This is a genomic window from Kribbella sp. NPDC055071, assembly GCF_053608045.1.
The window spans coordinates 1-16,093 of the sequence record NZ_JBSGUS010000012.1 but is presented as its reverse complement, the minus strand read 5'-3'; the positions used below and the strand labels follow the sequence as shown (position 1 = coordinate 16,093).

Here is a 16,093-nt window from a genome sequence, read left to right as displayed (position 1 = left end):
AAGGTGGATCGCGGGCGTCCGACGTACCAACAAGTCCACGATCGGCGCCGAATCTCGCGGACCTGGTCATCGGTCACACTCGATGGAGACACGAGTCGTAGGAGGAGAGGTCACCCGGATGCCCCTGCAGGTTGTCGTCGGTGCCGGTCCGGTGGGGACGGCGACTGCCCGTCTCCTCGCCGCCCACGGCGAACAGGTTCGGGTGATCACCCGGTCCGGGAGCGGGCCGGACGGCGTCGAACGGGTTGCCGCGGACGCGAGTGACCCCGCGACGCTGGCACGGCACGTCGAGGGCGCGACGGCGATCTTCTCGTGCGCGGGACCGGCCTACCACCGCTGGGCATCGGACTGGCCGCCGCTGGGCACCGCATTGATCCACGCGGCCGAGACAAGCGGAGCCGTGCTGGTGACGACCGGCAACCTCTATGGGTACGGCGCAGTCGACGCCCCCATGACCGAGGAGACGCCGTTGCATCCGAACTCCGTCAAGGGGCAGGTGCGCGCGAAGCTGTGGGCAGACGCACTGGCCGCGCACCAGGCCGGGCGGATCCGGACCGCAGAGGTGCGCGGCTCGGACTATCTGGGCGCCGGCGCGGTCACGCCGTTCAGCGTGATGGTGTTGCCGAAGGTGATCAGCGGTGGTCGCGGTTCGATACCGGCCGACCTGGATGCGCCGCACAGTTGGACGTACGTCGATGACGTCGCGCGCACGTTGATCACCGTCGCCGCCGATCCGAACGCGTGGGGTCGCCCGTGGCATGTGCCCAGCCCGGAGCCGGTGTCGATCCGCGCCCTTGCGACTCGTGCCGCCGAGCTCGCTGGAGCACCGGCAGCCCGGGTCGCCACGATGCCGACGATCGCGTTGCGGCTCGCGGGTCTGTTCAATCCGACCGCGCGGGCGATGGTCGAGACGCAGTACCAGTGGCAGCGGCCGTTCGTCCTCGACTCGTCGGCGGCGACTGTTGCCTTCGGCATCAAACCTACCTCCGTCGACGACGCTCTGCAGGCATCGATCGACGCTGTGCGATGACGGCTTGGCCGGGGCTCTAGGCTGTCCGGACCGACGGGGTCGACCGCTTGTGAAAGGGATGGGATGAGTTCCAGGAAACCGCGGCATTGGGGTCGGCGGCTGATCGTCACGGTGGTGGTGCTGGGGGTCCTGCTGGTCGCCATCGACCGGGCTGCGGCGTGGGTGGCCGAGAACCAGCTGACCACGATGGCGGAGAAAGAGGCCGCCAAGTACGACGTGACCTCGTCGGACACCTCGGTCAAGATCGGCGGATTCGGGTTCCTGCCACAGCTGGCCAAGGAGCGGTTCTCGAAGGTCACGCTGACCATGAAGCAGCCGACGCTCGACGCGGTCCCGGCGGAGGATCTGAAGGTCGATCTGAGCGGCGTCCATGTGCCGCGCGGTCTCATCACGGGCGATCCCGGTACGGCGGTGACCGTCGACACCACTGATGTCCGGCTGCAGCTGTCGCCGGCCGAGCTGGCCAAGCAGGCCGCTCGCAGCACCGGCCTGACCGGGCTGACGATGAACGTCCTCGGCGACAAGCTGCAGGCGAAGCTGACGGTGCGCGGGGTCACGGCCGACGCTACCGTCCGCCCGCAGATCCTGAAGGGCCGGATCGTGCTCGTCGTCGATCAGCTCTCCGACAACATCCCGTCGTTCCTCCAGAGCACGGTCAAGTCCCAGCTGTCGAAGGGCATCACCCTGCCCAAGCTTCCCTTCGGTGCGACCCTGAAGACAGTAAGCATCGAAGGCAGCTCAGTAATCCTCACCGCCACAGCAGCAGACCTGAAGATCGCCGGCTGACTTTCTCACCTTTCATCCCTTGGGTGGCCTTGGTTCGCGATATATCGTCGGACTATCGCAATCTCTTCGTAGGGACGGGTGGTCGTGATGACCGGATCGACGTACGCCGCGGGCTGGCCCTGGGCCCAGTTCGCGCGCAACTGTTCAACCTTCGACGACATCAAAGAGGAGCTGCGCGCGGCGATGACCGGCCGGCGCGCACACACTCACCAAGGACACCAGGGATTCGGCCCGCAGTGGGGCATGTTCGGCGGCGGTAGCCAGCTGTTCGGCCCGCCGTGGGGCCCGCCGCCGCGCTGGCGTGGACCGAAGGCCCGGCGCGGTGACGTGCGGGCCGCGATTCTCGCCGTACTGGCCGAGCAGCCGATGAACGGCTACCAGATCATCCAGGAGATCGCCGACCGCAGCGGTGGCGTGTGGAAGCCGAGCCCCGGCTCGATCTACCCGACACTGCAGCAGCTCGAGGACGAGGGCCTGGTCAAGGCCGACGCGGAGACCGGTCGCCGGACGTTCACGCTGACCGACGAGGGACGCACGTACGTCGCCGAACACCAGGACGAGGTGTCCGCACCCTGGGAGGCGATGGGCGCACCGCGGCCCGCCGACGACGACAACGGCCTGAAGCCGATGCTCGGTCAGGTCGCGACCGCGATGTGGCAGATCCTGTCCACCGGTACGCCGGAGCAGCAGGCGAAGGCCCGCGAGGCCGTCAGCGAACTGCGCCGCAAGCTGTACGGCATCCTGGCCGACGGGGCACCGGAGGACGACGGGGAAGAGGGCGGGGACCGCTCATGAGCTCGCGCTCACCCCAACGACGCGAGCAACGACGTGACCGGCGCGCGCGGGACTGGCACGGCGCCGGCTGGGGCGGTCCGGGCTGGGATCGGCCCGGCTGGGACCGGACGGGCCCTGGCGGCCAGGGCTGGGTGGCCTGGGCCGCAGCTGACGAGACCGACCGACGTGACGTCGAACGCCGTACGCCCGAGCGCCGCCAGGGCCCGGTCCGCATCGGTGACGCCGAACGCGATCAGGCCGTCGCCCTGCTCAGCGACCACTTCGTCGCCGGCCGACTCACCCAGGCCGAGTTCGAGGAGCGCAGCGAGCAGGCGACCCGAGCCCGGTACGTCGACGACCTGGCGCCGCTCTTCGACGACCTCCCCACCCAGACCGAGCTGCAGCCGGCCCTCGGCCCCTGGTCACCCCCATCCGCCCGCGGTCGCCGTCACGGTCCGCCGCCGGCGTTCATGATGCTCGCGCCGTTCCTCATGATCGGCCTGTTCATCACCGCCGCCACCCTGGCCGCTCCGTGGCTGCTGTGGGGCGTCTTCTGGATCGTCCTCATCAGCGGAGCCCACCGCCGCCGCTGGCACAACCACAACCGCTGACCCCACCTCACCCCGACTCCAGGCCTGGAGTCGGGGTGGTTGGATGGGCAGCATGAGCACGGTTCTGCGGTATGCGGCCTTCACCACCGACCCGGCCGGCGGCAACCCGGCCGGTGTGGTTCTCGATGCCGGCGGGCTCGACGCCGCGGCCATGCAGGCGATCGCGGCCGAGGTCGGCTACTCCGAGACCGCCTTCCTGACCGCGGGAAACAAGGTGCGGTACTTCTCCCCCAAGGCCGAGGTCCCGTTCTGCGGCCACGCGACCGTCGCCACCGCCGTCGCGCTGGCTCAGCGCGTCGGCCCTGGCGAGCTGGTCTTCTCGACCCAAGCCGGCCTGGTCCCGGTCACCGTGGACAGCACGTTCCGGGCGACGCTGACCAGCGTCGAACCGTACGTCGAAGCGGCCGGCGATATCCAGACCGCACTCGACGCCCTCGGCTGGCAGGCCGAAGATCTCGATCCGGCGCTACCGCCACGGATCGCGTACGCCGGTGCCCGCCACCTCGTCGTGAGTACGGCGACCCGGCAGCGGCTGGCCGACCTCGACTACGACTTCGACCGGCTGCTCGCCTACATGCTCGAACGCGACCTCATCACCCTCCAACTCGTGTGGCGCGAGGACCCCGTCACCTTCCACGTCCGGAACCCGTTCCCGGTCGGCGGGGTGGTCGAAGACCCGGCGACCGGCGCGGCCGCGGCCGCGTTCGGCGCCTACCTGCGCGAGCTCGGCCTGGTCGACGCGCCGGCCACTCTCACCCTCCACCAGGGCGACGACCTCGGCCGTCCGAGCCTGATCGAGGTCGAGCTCCGTGCCGACGACTCGAGGGTCCGCGTGAGCGGCAACGCCGTACCGATTACGGCACCCGGGTAAGCCACTCATCGGTGCCGAACTTCTCCCCGACGCGCTCCTGGGCCAACGCGACCGTCTCCGCATCGATGACACCGTCGGTCAGCCCGTAGCGTCCACGGAACGACGCGACCATCCGGTCGATCACGTCGGCGCGATCCATGCCGGTCTGGCTGCGGAGCGGGTCGACGCGCTTGTTCGCGCTCGTGGTCCCCTTGTCGGACAGCTTCTCCCGGCCGATCCGCAGGACCTCGAGCATCTTCGACGCGTCCATGTCGTAGGCCATCGTGACGTGATGCAGTACAGCGCCACCCGCGAACCGCTTCTGCGCGGCGCCCGCGATCTTCCCGGCCGGTGAGGTGATGTCGTTGATCGGCTGGTACGTCGCCGCGATGCCGAGATCGTTGAGCGCACCAACGACCCAGTCGTCCAGGAACGCGTACGAATCAACGAAAGACAGCCCGGACACCAGGGACTCGGGCACGTAGAGCGAGTACGTGATCGTATTACCCGGCTCGACGAACATGGCTCCGCCGCCGCTGATCCGCCGTACGACTGTCACGTCGTGCTTGGCCGCGCCTTCCAGGTCGACCTCGTTACGCAACGACTGGAAGCTGCCGATGATGACCGCGTTCGAGGCCCACTCCCACACCCGCAGCGTCGGCGCGCGCTCACCCGAACCGACCTGTTCGGCCAGCACCTCGTCGAGCGCCATCTGCACCGCCGGCTCCCGGGGTACGTCGTGGACGAACTCCCACTGGTGATCCCGCCAACCCGTTGCCCCGGTCAACGCACGCCGGACGGCAACCGCGACGGCCTCCGGGGAGAAGCCGAGCATCTCGACGCCATCACCCAGTACGGCGCGCACCCGCGCTGCGATCTGGGCCGGCGGAGTCGCGACCGGAAGCCCTGCCAGCGCGCCATTGATCCGCTCCAGCGCGTCATCGGGCTCGAGGAAGAAGTCCCCACTGACCTGTGCCTGCCGCACGTGCTCGTCCACCACGTCGAGATCGGCGACAACAAGTTTCCCGCCCGGCACTTTGTACTCACCATGCATACCCACCGCAACTGACTCCGCTCGTTAGATGTTCCCGCGGCTCGCGGGCACTGTGCCCAAGCCGGTGCTCACGGTCATCACGGGAGTCTTCGGTCGCAACTACCGCAGGACGGTCGCACCGGTCTGGCGCAGCTGAGCTACTTGCAGGTCAGCGTGAACACCTGGTCGGCGACGAGAAAGTTGGGCTCCTCGACGACCAACTTCTGGGTGACCTTGAACGTAGCGCCGCTCTCCTTCCCGGTCGGGTCGACCGTGCCCTCGACCGGGTAGGAGCCGGCGTCCGGGAAGTCGGTGTCGGTCGGGCTGGAATTCGTTGGGAGCGTGGACTCCCAGTGGTAGGTCACTGATGCATCGTCGTCGGTCGTGATCGTGCCTTGGACCGTGATCAGCTGACTGCAGTCGACCACGGCAGCCAGATCGGTGATCTTGACCTGGGTGACCTGACCACCACCGCGCAGAAGCAGCCATGCGCTGAACACGATGGCGACACCGAGGACGCCGGCCAGCACGACGTACCTGCGCGGACTCCTTGGTGACACGGGCAACGCCGCCACCGGTGCAGGCGCGGCGAAGGACGCGGCCGGAACCATGACGGGCGCGGGCCGTATCGGTGCCGGCGCCGGCGCGGGCTCGGCCGCGGCGGGCGTCGACCGCAGCGCGAAGGCTCTCGCCGTCTCGAGCCGGAAGCCCGATTCGTCGGCCAGAAACTGTTGATACGTGGAGATTGCTTCGGCTCGCGCCTGGTCGAAGTCCGCGTCGTCCACCACCCCGATCGCCGCCGCGCGCACCGCGAACCCGTACATCAACTCCAGCGGACGCCCGAACTCATCGGTCAGCGGACCGCCCGCCGCGGCCCCGAGATCGGCATCGGTGAGCCGTTGGGTCCGATACGCCAGTACGACGTCACCGGCGGCCAGACCGTGGAGCCGCGTGATCGCGGTCTCCGCGTCGGCCCCGGTCGCTTCGCCGAGTACGCCGTACTCGTTGCTCTCGGCAAGGAAGTCCGGAGCCAGCAGGGTCTGGTACCCGGTGTGGCGCCCGCGGGCGACCAGAAACGACCAGCCGTACGCAGACGCCACCGCGGTCACCGTCCGCTGAGCCGGGACGCGGGGAGTCGTTCTTCGAGCCGGCCCAACTCCTCGGCGAACTCGCCGAGCACACGGGCCCGCGCCGCCTCGACGCTGGCCGCGTACCGCCGGACGTCGCGCCGTTCGGCTCCGGCCCGCCGGGCCTCTTCGGCCGACGTGCCATCCATCCAGTCGAGGAACATGCCCGCGACCTCGCGGCCGGCCGAGCCACCGACGACGTCCTGAAGCCTTCGCTGCAAGGCGATTCCGGCCGGTCGCTCGAGGAAGGCCGCCAGCGAGGACTGCGGTTGGCGGCGGGATCGCAGGTGCACATCGAGCTGCCGCCGGCTGGCCGGGTCGAGCGACTGCGCGATCTGGCGGAAGAGATCCGGCAGGATCGCGGTGAGCGGAATCTCCACGTTGGTCGGATGGACCTCGCCGTTCGGCCGTTTCAGGACCCGGCCGTCGATGTCCATCTGGGCGAAGTCCGGTCCGACCGCGCTGACCGGGATCAGCCGGACGATCCGCTCACCCCAGCTGTGCGTCTCGACCAGCGCCCTCAGCTGGGGTGTGGTCATCAGCGCGTTGCGCACCATGCTGAGCCGAACGTTGTCATCGGCATCGATCGGCTCGCCGAACCCGCGGACCAGGTCCCACTTGGTCAGCACAAAATGGATCGGGCAGGTCGCGCCGGCCATGATGCCGGTGAGCGGCTGGATCGAGCTCCGGAAGTACCGTTGGCCGGCGGGCTCGCCGCGAAGGAACTGGAGAACGCGGTAGCCGTCGAGCATGCCGAGCAAACCGTGGGCGTGCTGGATGCGATCTTCCAGATCGCCGAGGGCGGTCGAGCCGGCCGCTTGCTCGGACTCCAGCAGCTCGCCGGCGTAGTCCAGGTAGCTGATGGTGAAGATCTGATGCTTGACGCCTTGATCCATCGACACACAATCGAAAACGAGCTCCCGGGTCTCGCCGGTCCGGGTGCCGCGCGGCCAGGGTTCGGTGGTGTCGCTGACGGCGTCGAACACCTTGCTGAGATAAACCCGCTGCGCGGCCGCGGTCTCGAGAAAGTACGACCGCGCAACCGTCGGAACATTCACCGTATGAAACATGCTCGACAGATAAACCGTCTTCCCCGACCCCGCGATCCCCAACGCAACCACCCTGAAATGCGGGATCGCGGGCGGCTGAACCGTCCGCGCCGCCGGCGTTGCGGGTGCAGGCGGGTAGGTGGGCCGTTGCGTGGGGGTGGGTGCGGGCGGTTGGGCGGCCGGGGCCGCCGCGAAGTATCGCTGACGGAGACCGAAGGCGTGGACGGTCGCGGCGAGGACCAAGATCAGATCGAGAAAGCCGCCGGGCCCGGGCCTGGCAACGACGTCCAGGACGACAACCAGCGCCAGGAGCGCGGTGTAGCCGGCAGACGCCGCCCACAAGCCACGGTCCTTCAGCCGTGAAGCCGCCAGGGCAGACGGCAACGGAGCAAGCAAACCAAACGACCACACGGGCATCAACGCCCAGAACACCGACCCAGCCCCCAAGGCCTGCGGATGCGGAGCACGCTGCGCAGGCGTCAACGACCAAGCAGGCGCCGCAGACGTCGTACGCCCAGCGTCCGTCGGCGGCTCCGGATCCGCCCATTGCAACCGCTCATCCCTCACCACAGGCACCGCCTTCACCACCCGAACCGGCTCAACGGCAGGTGGTTCCGCGACGACAGGTGGCGCGACGGGTGCCTCGTCTGCCGCAGGTTGTTCCGTAGTCACGGACGGCTGCTCCACCGCAGGTGGTTCTGCGACGACGGGTGGTGGTACGACCGGCGTCTCTTCCGCCGCAGGTGGTTCTGCGACCGGCTCCTCTACCGCAGGTGGTTCAGCCTCCGGCTCCTGCTCAGTGGTCGCGGGTGCTTCTTCTACTGTTTGGAGGATTGTGATGGTTAGGGGGAGGTCTAGTTCGCCGGTGGGGCCTTTGAGGTTTAGGGAGCCGGTGGCGGTGACGTGGGTGTCTACTGAGACGTCTATGCCGTCATCTGTTTCCTGGACGTGGATCCACTCGGCGGATGGGGTCGGTGTGCAGATGTGGGCTACCGGCGGGCCCGACAAGCGCACCACGAGATGTGGGCGTTCGGCTCCGGCCGGGACCGGGTCGAAGCGCAGCTCGGTCAGCGTGGGTGTGAGGACAGCTTCGTTGACAGCAGCCTGGGCGGGCTCCGCGACGTACTGAATGTCCGTGCGTGCAATCTCGACCAGCGCCTCATGCGCACCCACGGCCGCCGGCAAGTTGTCGCTCAGCAGCCGGGTCCGCAGCTCACTCACCGCACCAAGCCGGGAGAACATGTTGGAGTCCGTCATCGCGGCCTGCAGATCCGCCGGAATCGGTTGCGGCTTGATCCGCCGCCGTCGGCTCCTGGCCAGATACAGCTCGCCCTGCATCTCCACGTCCCGACTGGGTGTCTGATGCGGCGTCTTGGCCCGAACCCGGTCGAAGATGTAGTCGTACAGCTCGTTCAGCGAGACCCACCCGTCTTCGTCACGGTCGGCCTCGCCGGTCGCAAGCCCTTCCACCAAAGCGGTGGTGAAGACGGACGGCCGCCGACTGTTGTCATCGGCAAGCTCATCACCTTCGAACGCGTACTCGATCGAGTTCGACGCCGTGATGACCGCGCGCCCCCGACCACCACCGACGCGATTCCCCGGAAAGTTGTCGAGGACATTGACCTCACCGGTCGAGCGAACGGCGACGCCTTTGCCGAAAGCCCCGCCGTAGCAGCAATCCAGTAGCAGTACGACGCTCCGCGACCGGCTCGCCTGCATACACCGCCGAACGAAGTCCGCGGAGATCGACGTAGAACTCAACCGGTTCGGCCGGGTGTTGCGGGCGGCGAAGAACAACTCACCCGACTCACTCTTCAAACCATGGCAGGAGAAATGCATCAGCAGGACGTCGTCCGGCTGGCTCTCCGCGAGCAGATCTTCGATCCGCGTCTGGATCACGTACGACGGCTCGTTGCGCACCGTCTCCACCTCGAACGCGCCGATCTGCTCGTCACCCAGCACGCGTCCCAACGCGTCGGCGTCCGCCGCCGGCGATCGGAGATGCCTCAGGCCCTCGTGGTCGTACTCGTCGTTCGCGACGATCAGTGCCCTGCGCCGGCCTTCCATCATTCCCCCGGAGCGCCGGAGTGCTTGGTCAGGAACAGCTCGATCAGCCGCGTCTGCTCGGTCGCGCTCACCTCGGACAGCTCGAGGACGTCGCCGTCGAGCTCCAGCCGGATGGTTCGCTTGGCCCCACCGCTGCCCCGCGCCAACCAGGCCCGGATCGACGAGACCACCGAGCGGACGCCCTGCGCGGCCTCGGCGAACGTGACGATCAGCCCGCCGACCACGGCCGCCTCGAACGCACGCGATCCCGGCGGAGGATCACCGGCCGGAAGTGCCTTCACGTCATCGACGTCCAGCTCGAGCAGCTCTTGCCGAAGATAACCGGTCAGCTGATCGACTCGCTCGGCGTCAGCACCGGATTCGGCGAGCTGAATCCGTAGCTCCACCACCATGGCCCCCTCGAATCCCGGCGACCATCGCGCTGCGAAGCCCCTCCCCACACGCGCAGTCACCTGATTGTCACCAGATTAGACCGGGGACCGCGTGCTCGGCTACGAATCAGCCGCGATCTCAGTGCTAGCCCTGACAAGCCCCGCTGCTGCGCAGCTCAGCGCCGTGATGCTGATCGCGTCGACCCGACGTCACTCCGCGGGCGTGAGCACGCCGACCACCTGAAGCACGTACTCGCGGACTTCTTCCACAGCGCCGTTGCCGTCGACCTCGTGGACCAGGTCGCGTCCGCCGTACAGGCTGATCAGCGGGACGGTCTGGTCGGCATACACCTGCAGGCGACGCCGAATGACGTCCTCGGTGTCGTCCGAGCGGTGCTCGATCTCGGCCCGGCGCAGCAGCCGCTGGACCAGCTGCTCGGACTCGACCCGCAGCACGACGACCGCGACCAGGCTGCGGCCTTGCGAGATCAGGATGTCGTCGAGAACCGCTGCCTGGTCGAGTGTCCGCGGATATCCGTCGAGCAGGAAGCCGGGCTCGCAGTCCTCGGCGGCCAGGCGCTCACGGACCATCGCGTTCGTGACCTCGTCCGGCACCAGGCCGCCGGCGTTGAGGTACCCCTGCGCGGTCCGGCCCAGCTCCGTGGCGGCTGCGACCTGGGCGCGGAAGATGTCGCCGGTCGAGATCACCGGCACGCCGAGACTCTTGGCCAGCAGCTCGGCATGGGTGCCCTTGCCGGCCCCCGGCGGCCCCATCAGGACGACAGTCGTCACGGCGAACTCCCTTACTCCCGGTAAGTCCTCCAGAATATGGGAGGTCCCGCCCGTGCGGTACGGCGTACGTCACTCCAAATCGCACGGACAGGTCACACCTACCTGGGGGGCTCAGAACTCCCATTCCGGGCGAAGTTCGACGGTGTCACCCGGCCCCGCGAACTGGAGACCGATCTCCTCGGCGCGCTCCCGGGTCGCGCAGTCCAGGACGAAGAACCCGGCCAACTGCTCCTTGGTCTCCGCGTACGGTCCGTCCGTGCCGACCGGCTTCTTCCCTTCCCAGCGGTAGATCCGGGCCGAATTCGGCGCGTCCAGCGCCAGCCCGCTGACGAGCTCACCGCTGGCGGACAGCTCCGCCAGCAAGGCGTCGAACTCCTTGCCCATCGCCTCACGCTCGTCCCGCGGGACCTTCTGCCCCCGCTCGGTGAAGTCGATCGTCGGGTGCGCCCACGGCTGCGGGTTGGAATGAATCAGGATCACGTACTTCATCACTGCCTCCGATAGGTTCAGCCGGTACGCCGTTGTGCGCCCGGCACCGATGACGTCGGAGGCCCCGCAAGCCACTCGACATTTCGCCCTGATGTATCACGCGTCACATCGAGTCACAGTCTCCCGGTCGAGATTCGTCAGCGTGTCAGAAGCCACGAAACGGACGGAGAAGGTCATGAGCACGATCTTGGTGACGGGCGGCACGGGCACGCTGGGACGGGAAGTGGTTCCGCTGATCCAGGCGGCCGGGCGGGCCGTGCGGGTGCTGAGCCGGCACGCCGGCGACCGGGGTGACGGCATCGACTACCGGGAGGTGGATCTGCTCACCGGCGACGGGCTCGACGAGGCGGTCGAAGGAGTCGACGTCATCCTGCACCTGGCCGGTGGGCCGAAGGGTGACGAGATCGGCACGCGCAACCTGGTCGCCGCGGCCGAGCGGGCCGAGGTGGGTCACCTGGTCTTCATCTCGGTGACCGGGGTCGAGCAGGTTCCGCTGGCCTACTTCAAGGCCAAGCTCGGGGCGGAGCGGGCAGTCCGCGCCTCCTCCGTGCCCTGGACCGTCGTGCGGGTCGCGCAGTTCCACGACTTCGCCTGGAACGCGGTGCAGACGATGGCGAAACTACCGATCCTGCCGATGCCGGGTGGTTTCCGGGTCCAGCCGGTCGACGTCCGGGACGTCGCGCAGCGCCTCGCCGAGCTCGCGTTGGGTCAGCCGGCCGGATTGGTCCCGGACCTCGTCGGCCCGACGGTCTACAGCCTCGGCGATCTCGTCCGCGACTATCTGCGAGCGACCGGCAAGCGCCGTCCCAGCTTCCCGGTCCACGTGCCCGGCAAGGTCGGCAGGGTCTACCGCGCCGGCGGCAACCTGACGCTCACCGGCGCCGACGTCGGCACCCGAACCTGGGAAGACTTCCGCGCCGACCACGTCTAGTTGCCCACAGCAACCATCGGTCAGCCGGTCTGCGCGGCCAGATACGGCTCGAGGAGCGAGGTCAGCTCGGGCGGCTTCCGGCGGGCGATGCCGGCCAGCAGGTCCGCCACCTGCACCCGCGGATCCTCCTTCGAGTCGACCTGGGTGACGGAGAGCAGCGGGGCCGGTGCGGGCAACTCCGCCTCGGCCAGGTACGCCGCCAACCGGTCGACGCGCCGCCAGCTCAGCGCGCTCTGCTCGTCATGCACCACGGCCACGGACCGCTCGCCGGCGCTCCAGTACAGGACGGTGTCGGCCAGCGCCGCGATCATGGGTTCGAGCGGTGGCGGGATGGCCGGATCGTCGTCGATCAGCCGCAGCATCACCTCCTCGACGTGCGCCCGGCTCACGTCCCGCAACTCCGGCACATCCGGCGGCATCGTCGCGAAGAACCGATCGATCGCCTCATGGTCGACCAGCCGGAGCCGTTTGGTCCGGGTCAGGTCGACAAAGGCCGTCAAGAATCCGGTCCGGTGCCTCAGCTTGCGCACCATCCCCGCGTAATCCCGGCCCAGGCTGGTGCCATCGGCGTACGACGGTTGCCCGGTGAACAACTCCAGGACGCGGGCGGCGACGTACCCGGTCTTGTCGATGACCTCGACGTGCGCATGCCCGCGCAACGTGGTGAGGAACCACTCGAGCTGCTCGGACCGCAGCAACTGGCTGGACTTGTACTCCGATCGATGCCGGAACCGGGACCGCAGAACAGCGACCACCTCGGCAGCCGCCGGTACGGCGAGGTCGACGCTGGCGTGCGTGATCACGGGCGAGGCGGGATCCAGGAGGTTGGTCCCGGAGAATCCGGACTCGTCACACGCGATCTCGAGCCACGACGACGAATGGGTCATCAGGACAGCAATCATCGGCCGAGGCGGGCCGGATCACCACTGGTTTAGTCCTGGCATGTCGGTGGTTCAGGGCTTGCGGGCGAGCCCGACCGCGATCAGGTGGGCCGCGCCGGAGGAGCTGAGCTTCGGATCGTCCGGCCGCCAACTGGCCAGATCGACCAGCCCGGGCTCGACCAGGTCGAGGCCGGTGAAGAAGCCCGCCACCTCGTCCCGCGTGCGGAACCGGACGTCCGGAAAGGCTTCGCCGAGCTTCTCCTCGACCGCGGTCGCGAAGTCGGCGTACCGGCTGCCGTCACGCGGGTTGATCGGATGCGTCAGCGCCAGGTAGGAGCCGGACGGTACGGCGTTCAGGTACGCGGTGATGAACCGCTTGATCTGGCCCGGGTCCGGGATCGCGTGCAGCACCAGCCCGAGCATGATCCCGAGCGGCTTGGACAGGTCGAGCGCGGCCGCCACCTCGGGATCGGCGAACACGGCCTCCGGATCGGTCAGATCGGCACCGGCGAAGAAGCTGTTGCGGTCGTCGGCGAGCAGCGCCCGGCCGTGGGAGGTCGCGGTCAGGTCGTTGTCGACGTACACGACGACGGCCGACGGATCCGCGGCCAGGGCGATCTCGTGGGTGTTCGGCGGGGTCGGCAGGCCGGCCCCGAGATCGAGGAACTGGCCGATCCCGCCTTCGGTGACCATCCGACCGATCGCCTCGGCCTGCCACAGCCGGTTCGCCCGAGCCGCCTCCGGCGCCTCGGGTGCGAGTTTGATCAGCTCCTGGAACAGGCGACGGTCAACCTCGAAATTGTTCTTGCCGCCGAGGAACAGGTCGTACAGCCGGGCCTCGGCGGGCTGGTTCAGGTCGATACCCCGCCTCGATTCAGATCCGAAAAGATCACGTGCCGGAAGCGTAGCGGGAGCACGGTTCGCGACCGCAGCGGGGTTGTGTCGCAGAACACAGAACGAACCTGTCCCACCCCACGGGAGATCCTCACAAGTTCGTTGGCAAGCGCTTGCCAAGCGCGTCGACCGCCCTCAGACTGTCCGGCACCGCCCCGACCTCCCGGAGGAACCATGGATCGCCGGACCTTCCTGACCACAACACTCGGCGCCACTCTCACTGCCGGTCTCGTCTCCCCGACCACCGCGCAGGCCTGCGCCCGCGCCGTCCAGGTGAAGACCCTGGACGAGCTCCGCAAGGCGATCGCGTCGGCCGCGCCGGGTGCCGAGATCGTGCTGGCCAACGGCACGTACGCCGTACCCGCCGATCAGAACATCGCGATCACCGGGAAACACGGCACCGCGTCCGCGCCGATCACCGTGCGGGCCGCGTCGCGTGGTGGGGTGACGCTGACCGGGAAGAACGGGTTCGTGGTCGCGGATTCGTCGTACGTCGTGATCAGTGGGTTCAAGCTGCGGCAGGAGGCGACGTTCGAGATCCCGACGACCTGCCGGAACCTGACGATCAGCCGGAACGACGTTCAGCTCGCGGACATCGAGGGGACGCATTGGCTGATGGTCCGCGGCGACTCGACGACCGTGGAGCGCAACCACTTCCACGGCAAGTCGACGCTCGGCGTCTTCCTCGGTGTCGAGGGACCGGGCTCGGACGGGATGGCCCGCGGCGTACGCATCGTCCGGAACTACTTCTCCGACCACACCTACGCCGGTGACAACGGTGGTGAGCCGATCCGGCTCGGGCTCAGTGGCCGGTCGCTGAGCGACGCCGGCGCGATCGTCGAGGAGAACCTGTTCGAGCGCTGCAACGGCGATCCGGAGGCGATCTCGACCAAGTCGACCGGAAACACGATCCGGCACAACACGATTCGCGACAGCCTCGGCGGGATCGTCCTGCGACACGGCAACAACGCCCGGGTCGACGGCAACCACATCCTTGCCGGAAGCAACGGAATCCGGATCTACGGCAACGATCACCTGGTGGTGAACAACTATCTCGAACGGATCGGTGGCGCCGGCATCGTGCTCGGCAGCGGCAGCGTTCGCGACCACAAGCCCGAGGATTCGCCGGAGAGCCGTCGCGGCAACGACGCGCCCGACCGGGTGACGATCGCACTCAACACCGTGCTCTCCTGCGGTACGGCGATCGCCGGCGAATCCCAACGCACCCTGCCGCCGCTCGGCTGCGTCATCTCCGACAACCTCCTGGTGGGCGACTCGGGCACGACGCTGGTCTCGATGCCGTACCTGGACGGCATCAGCTGGTCCGGCAACCTCTGCTGGGGCGCCGCAACCGACGGCAACCTCCCCGCGGCCGGCTTCAGCCGCAAGGACCCCAAGCTCGCCACCGGCTCCGACGGAGTCCGTCGCCTCACCGCGACCAGCCCGGCCATCAATACCGCCACCAAGACGTACCCCACCGTCACCCGAGACCTCGACAACCAACCCCGCACCGGCCGAGCCGACGTAGGCGCCGACGAATACAGCACCGCCGCACCCCGCCACCCCCTGATCCCCGCCGACGTCGGCCCAGCCTCGCAATGAGCCCTCGCCCGCCAACCCGTGCGGAGGAATCGTGATTCGAGACGGCCGGCAGCAGGCAAGGTGTCCGTGCCGCGTAGGTTGGGGTGGATCTCTTCCCGTTTCGGGCGCAACATCCTCCCGAACCTCCTCCCTACAAGGCGAAACCCACCCCCCGGACAAACCCGTGCACCTCCCGAGACCCCCCGGCCCGGCCACCGGCTCCTGGATCGGCGCCCCCTAACACGAGCGGATAACCGGCTCTTGTGTGGGATGTGTGGGTTGATGCGGACAGCGCTTCGCGGCGCCTGGCCCGTTTGCCGCCTTCGGCGGGCGCGCAGATGGCTGTTGTGCGCTCAGGTCGTGTGCGCGAGCCGGGTGCCGGCGATGTGGTTATCGCGGTCTCCGAACCCCGCGGGGAGTTGTGAGCCGGGTTCAGTTGATCGAGTCGTGGATCCGGGTCAGGAATCGGCGGCGAGATTCGCCGATATCCACGACTCGATATCCCGGCCCGAACCACTAGCCACGACTCGATGCGCCCGGCTTGGCCACGGCCGGCCACGGCCGCCGCCGTCTTTCCGGAACTTCCTGGTCGCTATCCGCAGATTTACTTCCGGAAAGACCCAGCCCGCCCCCACCACGATCCACCCCCGTAATCACACCCCGCACGGACCCCGTACGTCAGCCTCACCACAGTCCACTCCCTTGACCACACCCCGCCCGTGCGACCACTCCGGTGAGCGGCTCCGGAATAGCTGCGATCCTTCCCTGGTCGCGGTGGTGTGGGTCAAGGGTCGAAGATCGCGCAGCGACGCCGAAGGCGCCCTTGA

15 protein-coding genes are annotated in these 16,093 nt (G+C 68.3%); 7 read left to right on the top strand and 8 right to left on the bottom strand.

The genetic code is table 11. The annotated features are described in order from the left end of the window. Nucleotides 1-118 precede the first annotated feature (118 nt). The 5 genes from ACWF4Z_RS20475 to ACWF4Z_RS20455 all read left to right on the top strand — a co-directional run bounded on the left by ACWF4Z_RS20475 (nt 119) and on the right by ACWF4Z_RS20455 (nt 4,072). Nucleotides 119-1,030, top strand: a complete 912-nt coding sequence (locus ACWF4Z_RS20475) for an NAD-dependent epimerase/dehydratase family protein (protein ID WP_452244676.1) — start codon at nt 119-121, stop codon at nt 1,028-1,030. Between the two features lie 63 nt (nt 1,031-1,093). Next, complete coding sequence (locus ACWF4Z_RS20470) at nt 1,094-1,816, top strand: LmeA family phospholipid-binding protein (RefSeq protein WP_452244675.1); 723 nt, start codon at nt 1,094-1,096, stop codon at nt 1,814-1,816. Between the two features lie 87 nt (nt 1,817-1,903). Beyond that, nucleotides 1,904-2,611 (top strand): PadR family transcriptional regulator, encoded by a 708-nt coding sequence (locus ACWF4Z_RS20465; protein WP_452244674.1) that lies wholly within the window; start codon nt 1,904-1,906, stop codon nt 2,609-2,611. After that, complete coding sequence (locus ACWF4Z_RS20460) at nt 2,608-3,201, top strand: DUF1707 SHOCT-like domain-containing protein (protein ID WP_452244673.1); 594 nt, start codon at nt 2,608-2,610, stop codon at nt 3,199-3,201. Before ACWF4Z_RS20465 ends, ACWF4Z_RS20460 begins: the two co-directional genes overlap by 4 nt. A 52-nt stretch (nt 3,202-3,253) precedes the next feature. Then, nucleotides 3,254-4,072: a PhzF family phenazine biosynthesis protein gene (locus ACWF4Z_RS20455; RefSeq protein WP_452244672.1), complete on the top strand. Its 819-nt coding sequence runs from the start codon at nt 3,254-3,256 to the stop codon at nt 4,070-4,072. Here the strand turns inward: ACWF4Z_RS20455 and ACWF4Z_RS20450 are convergent. From ACWF4Z_RS20450 to ACWF4Z_RS20425, 6 genes are all read right to left on the bottom strand, one after another. Beyond that, entirely contained in the window at nt 4,056-5,105 is a 1,050-nt protein-coding gene (locus ACWF4Z_RS20450; protein ID WP_452244919.1) for a lipoate--protein ligase family protein, read from the bottom strand. The two genes, ACWF4Z_RS20455 and ACWF4Z_RS20450, sit on opposite strands and share 17 nt — an antisense overlap. Before the next feature lie 137 nt (nt 5,106-5,242). Further along, a complete protein-coding gene (locus tag ACWF4Z_RS20445) occupies nt 5,243-6,184 on the bottom strand; it encodes a hypothetical protein (protein ID WP_452244671.1) in 942 nt (313 codons plus the stop codon). 5 nt (nt 6,185-6,189) lie between these two features. Further along, the gene (locus ACWF4Z_RS20440; protein WP_452244670.1) at nt 6,190-9,330 is read right to left on the bottom strand and encodes a caspase, EACC1-associated type; all 3,141 of its coding nucleotides are present in this window, start codon (nt 9,328-9,330) and stop codon (nt 6,190-6,192) included. Next, complete coding sequence (locus ACWF4Z_RS20435; protein WP_452244669.1) at nt 9,327-9,713, bottom strand: hypothetical protein; 387 nt, start codon at nt 9,711-9,713, stop codon at nt 9,327-9,329. Before ACWF4Z_RS20435 ends, ACWF4Z_RS20440 begins: the two co-directional genes overlap by 4 nt. A gap of 195 nt (nt 9,714-9,908) precedes the next feature. Beyond that, the gene (locus ACWF4Z_RS20430) at nt 9,909-10,490 is read right to left on the bottom strand and encodes an adenylate kinase (RefSeq protein WP_452244668.1); all 582 of its coding nucleotides are present in this window, start codon (nt 10,488-10,490) and stop codon (nt 9,909-9,911) included. A 111-nt stretch (nt 10,491-10,601) separates the two neighbouring features. Beyond that, the gene (locus tag ACWF4Z_RS20425) at nt 10,602-10,979 is read right to left on the bottom strand and encodes a YciI family protein (RefSeq protein ID WP_452244667.1); all 378 of its coding nucleotides are present in this window, start codon (nt 10,977-10,979) and stop codon (nt 10,602-10,604) included. A gap of 175 nt (nt 10,980-11,154) precedes the next feature. Between ACWF4Z_RS20425 and ACWF4Z_RS20420 the strand changes: the two genes are divergently transcribed. After that, a complete protein-coding gene (locus tag ACWF4Z_RS20420; RefSeq protein WP_452244666.1) occupies nt 11,155-11,910 on the top strand; it encodes an SDR family oxidoreductase in 756 nt (251 codons plus the stop codon). A gap of 20 nt (nt 11,911-11,930) precedes the next feature. Here ACWF4Z_RS20420 and ACWF4Z_RS20415 read toward each other — a convergent pair whose 3' ends face one another. Both ACWF4Z_RS20415 and ACWF4Z_RS20410 read right to left on the bottom strand, forming a co-directional pair. Next, on the bottom strand, nt 11,931-12,812 hold the full coding sequence (locus ACWF4Z_RS20415; protein WP_452244665.1) for a DUF3800 domain-containing protein: 882 nt from the start codon (nt 12,810-12,812) through the stop codon (nt 11,931-11,933). Between the two features lie 51 nt (nt 12,813-12,863). Further along, nucleotides 12,864-13,805, bottom strand: a complete 942-nt coding sequence (locus tag ACWF4Z_RS20410) for an SAM-dependent methyltransferase (RefSeq protein ID WP_452244664.1) — start codon at nt 13,803-13,805, stop codon at nt 12,864-12,866. A gap of 54 nt (nt 13,806-13,859) precedes the next feature. On the opposite strand from ACWF4Z_RS20410, the gene ACWF4Z_RS20405 reads away from it, so the two are divergent. After that, nucleotides 13,860-15,287, top strand: a complete 1,428-nt coding sequence (locus ACWF4Z_RS20405) for a polysaccharide lyase 6 family protein (RefSeq protein ID WP_452244663.1) — start codon at nt 13,860-13,862, stop codon at nt 15,285-15,287. Nucleotides 15,288-16,093 lie beyond the last annotated feature (806 nt).

Coding starts and splice junctions, on each gene's coding strand:
- ACWF4Z_RS20415 (WP_452244665.1), bottom strand. CDS start 12,812: ATGATTGCTGTCCTGATGACCCATTCGTCGTCGTGGCTCGAGATCGCG.
- ACWF4Z_RS20455 (WP_452244672.1), top strand. CDS start 3,254: ATGAGCACGGTTCTGCGGTATGCGGCCTTCACCACCGACCCGGCCGGC.
- ACWF4Z_RS20465 (WP_452244674.1), top strand. CDS start 1,904: ATGACCGGATCGACGTACGCCGCGGGCTGGCCCTGGGCCCAGTTCGCG.
- ACWF4Z_RS20450 (WP_452244919.1), bottom strand. CDS start 5,105: ATGCATGGTGAGTACAAAGTGCCGGGCGGGAAACTTGTTGTCGCCGAT.
- ACWF4Z_RS20420 (WP_452244666.1), top strand. CDS start 11,155: ATGAGCACGATCTTGGTGACGGGCGGCACGGGCACGCTGGGACGGGAA.
- ACWF4Z_RS20425 (WP_452244667.1), bottom strand. CDS start 10,979: ATGAAGTACGTGATCCTGATTCATTCCAACCCGCAGCCGTGGGCGCAC.
- ACWF4Z_RS20460 (WP_452244673.1), top strand. CDS start 2,608: ATGAGCTCGCGCTCACCCCAACGACGCGAGCAACGACGTGACCGGCGC.
- ACWF4Z_RS20475 (WP_452244676.1), top strand. CDS start 119: ATGCCCCTGCAGGTTGTCGTCGGTGCCGGTCCGGTGGGGACGGCGACT.
- ACWF4Z_RS20405 (WP_452244663.1), top strand. CDS start 13,860: ATGGATCGCCGGACCTTCCTGACCACAACACTCGGCGCCACTCTCACT.
- ACWF4Z_RS20470 (WP_452244675.1), top strand. CDS start 1,094: ATGAGTTCCAGGAAACCGCGGCATTGGGGTCGGCGGCTGATCGTCACG.
- ACWF4Z_RS20440 (WP_452244670.1), bottom strand. CDS start 9,330: ATGATGGAAGGCCGGCGCAGGGCACTGATCGTCGCGAACGACGAGTAC.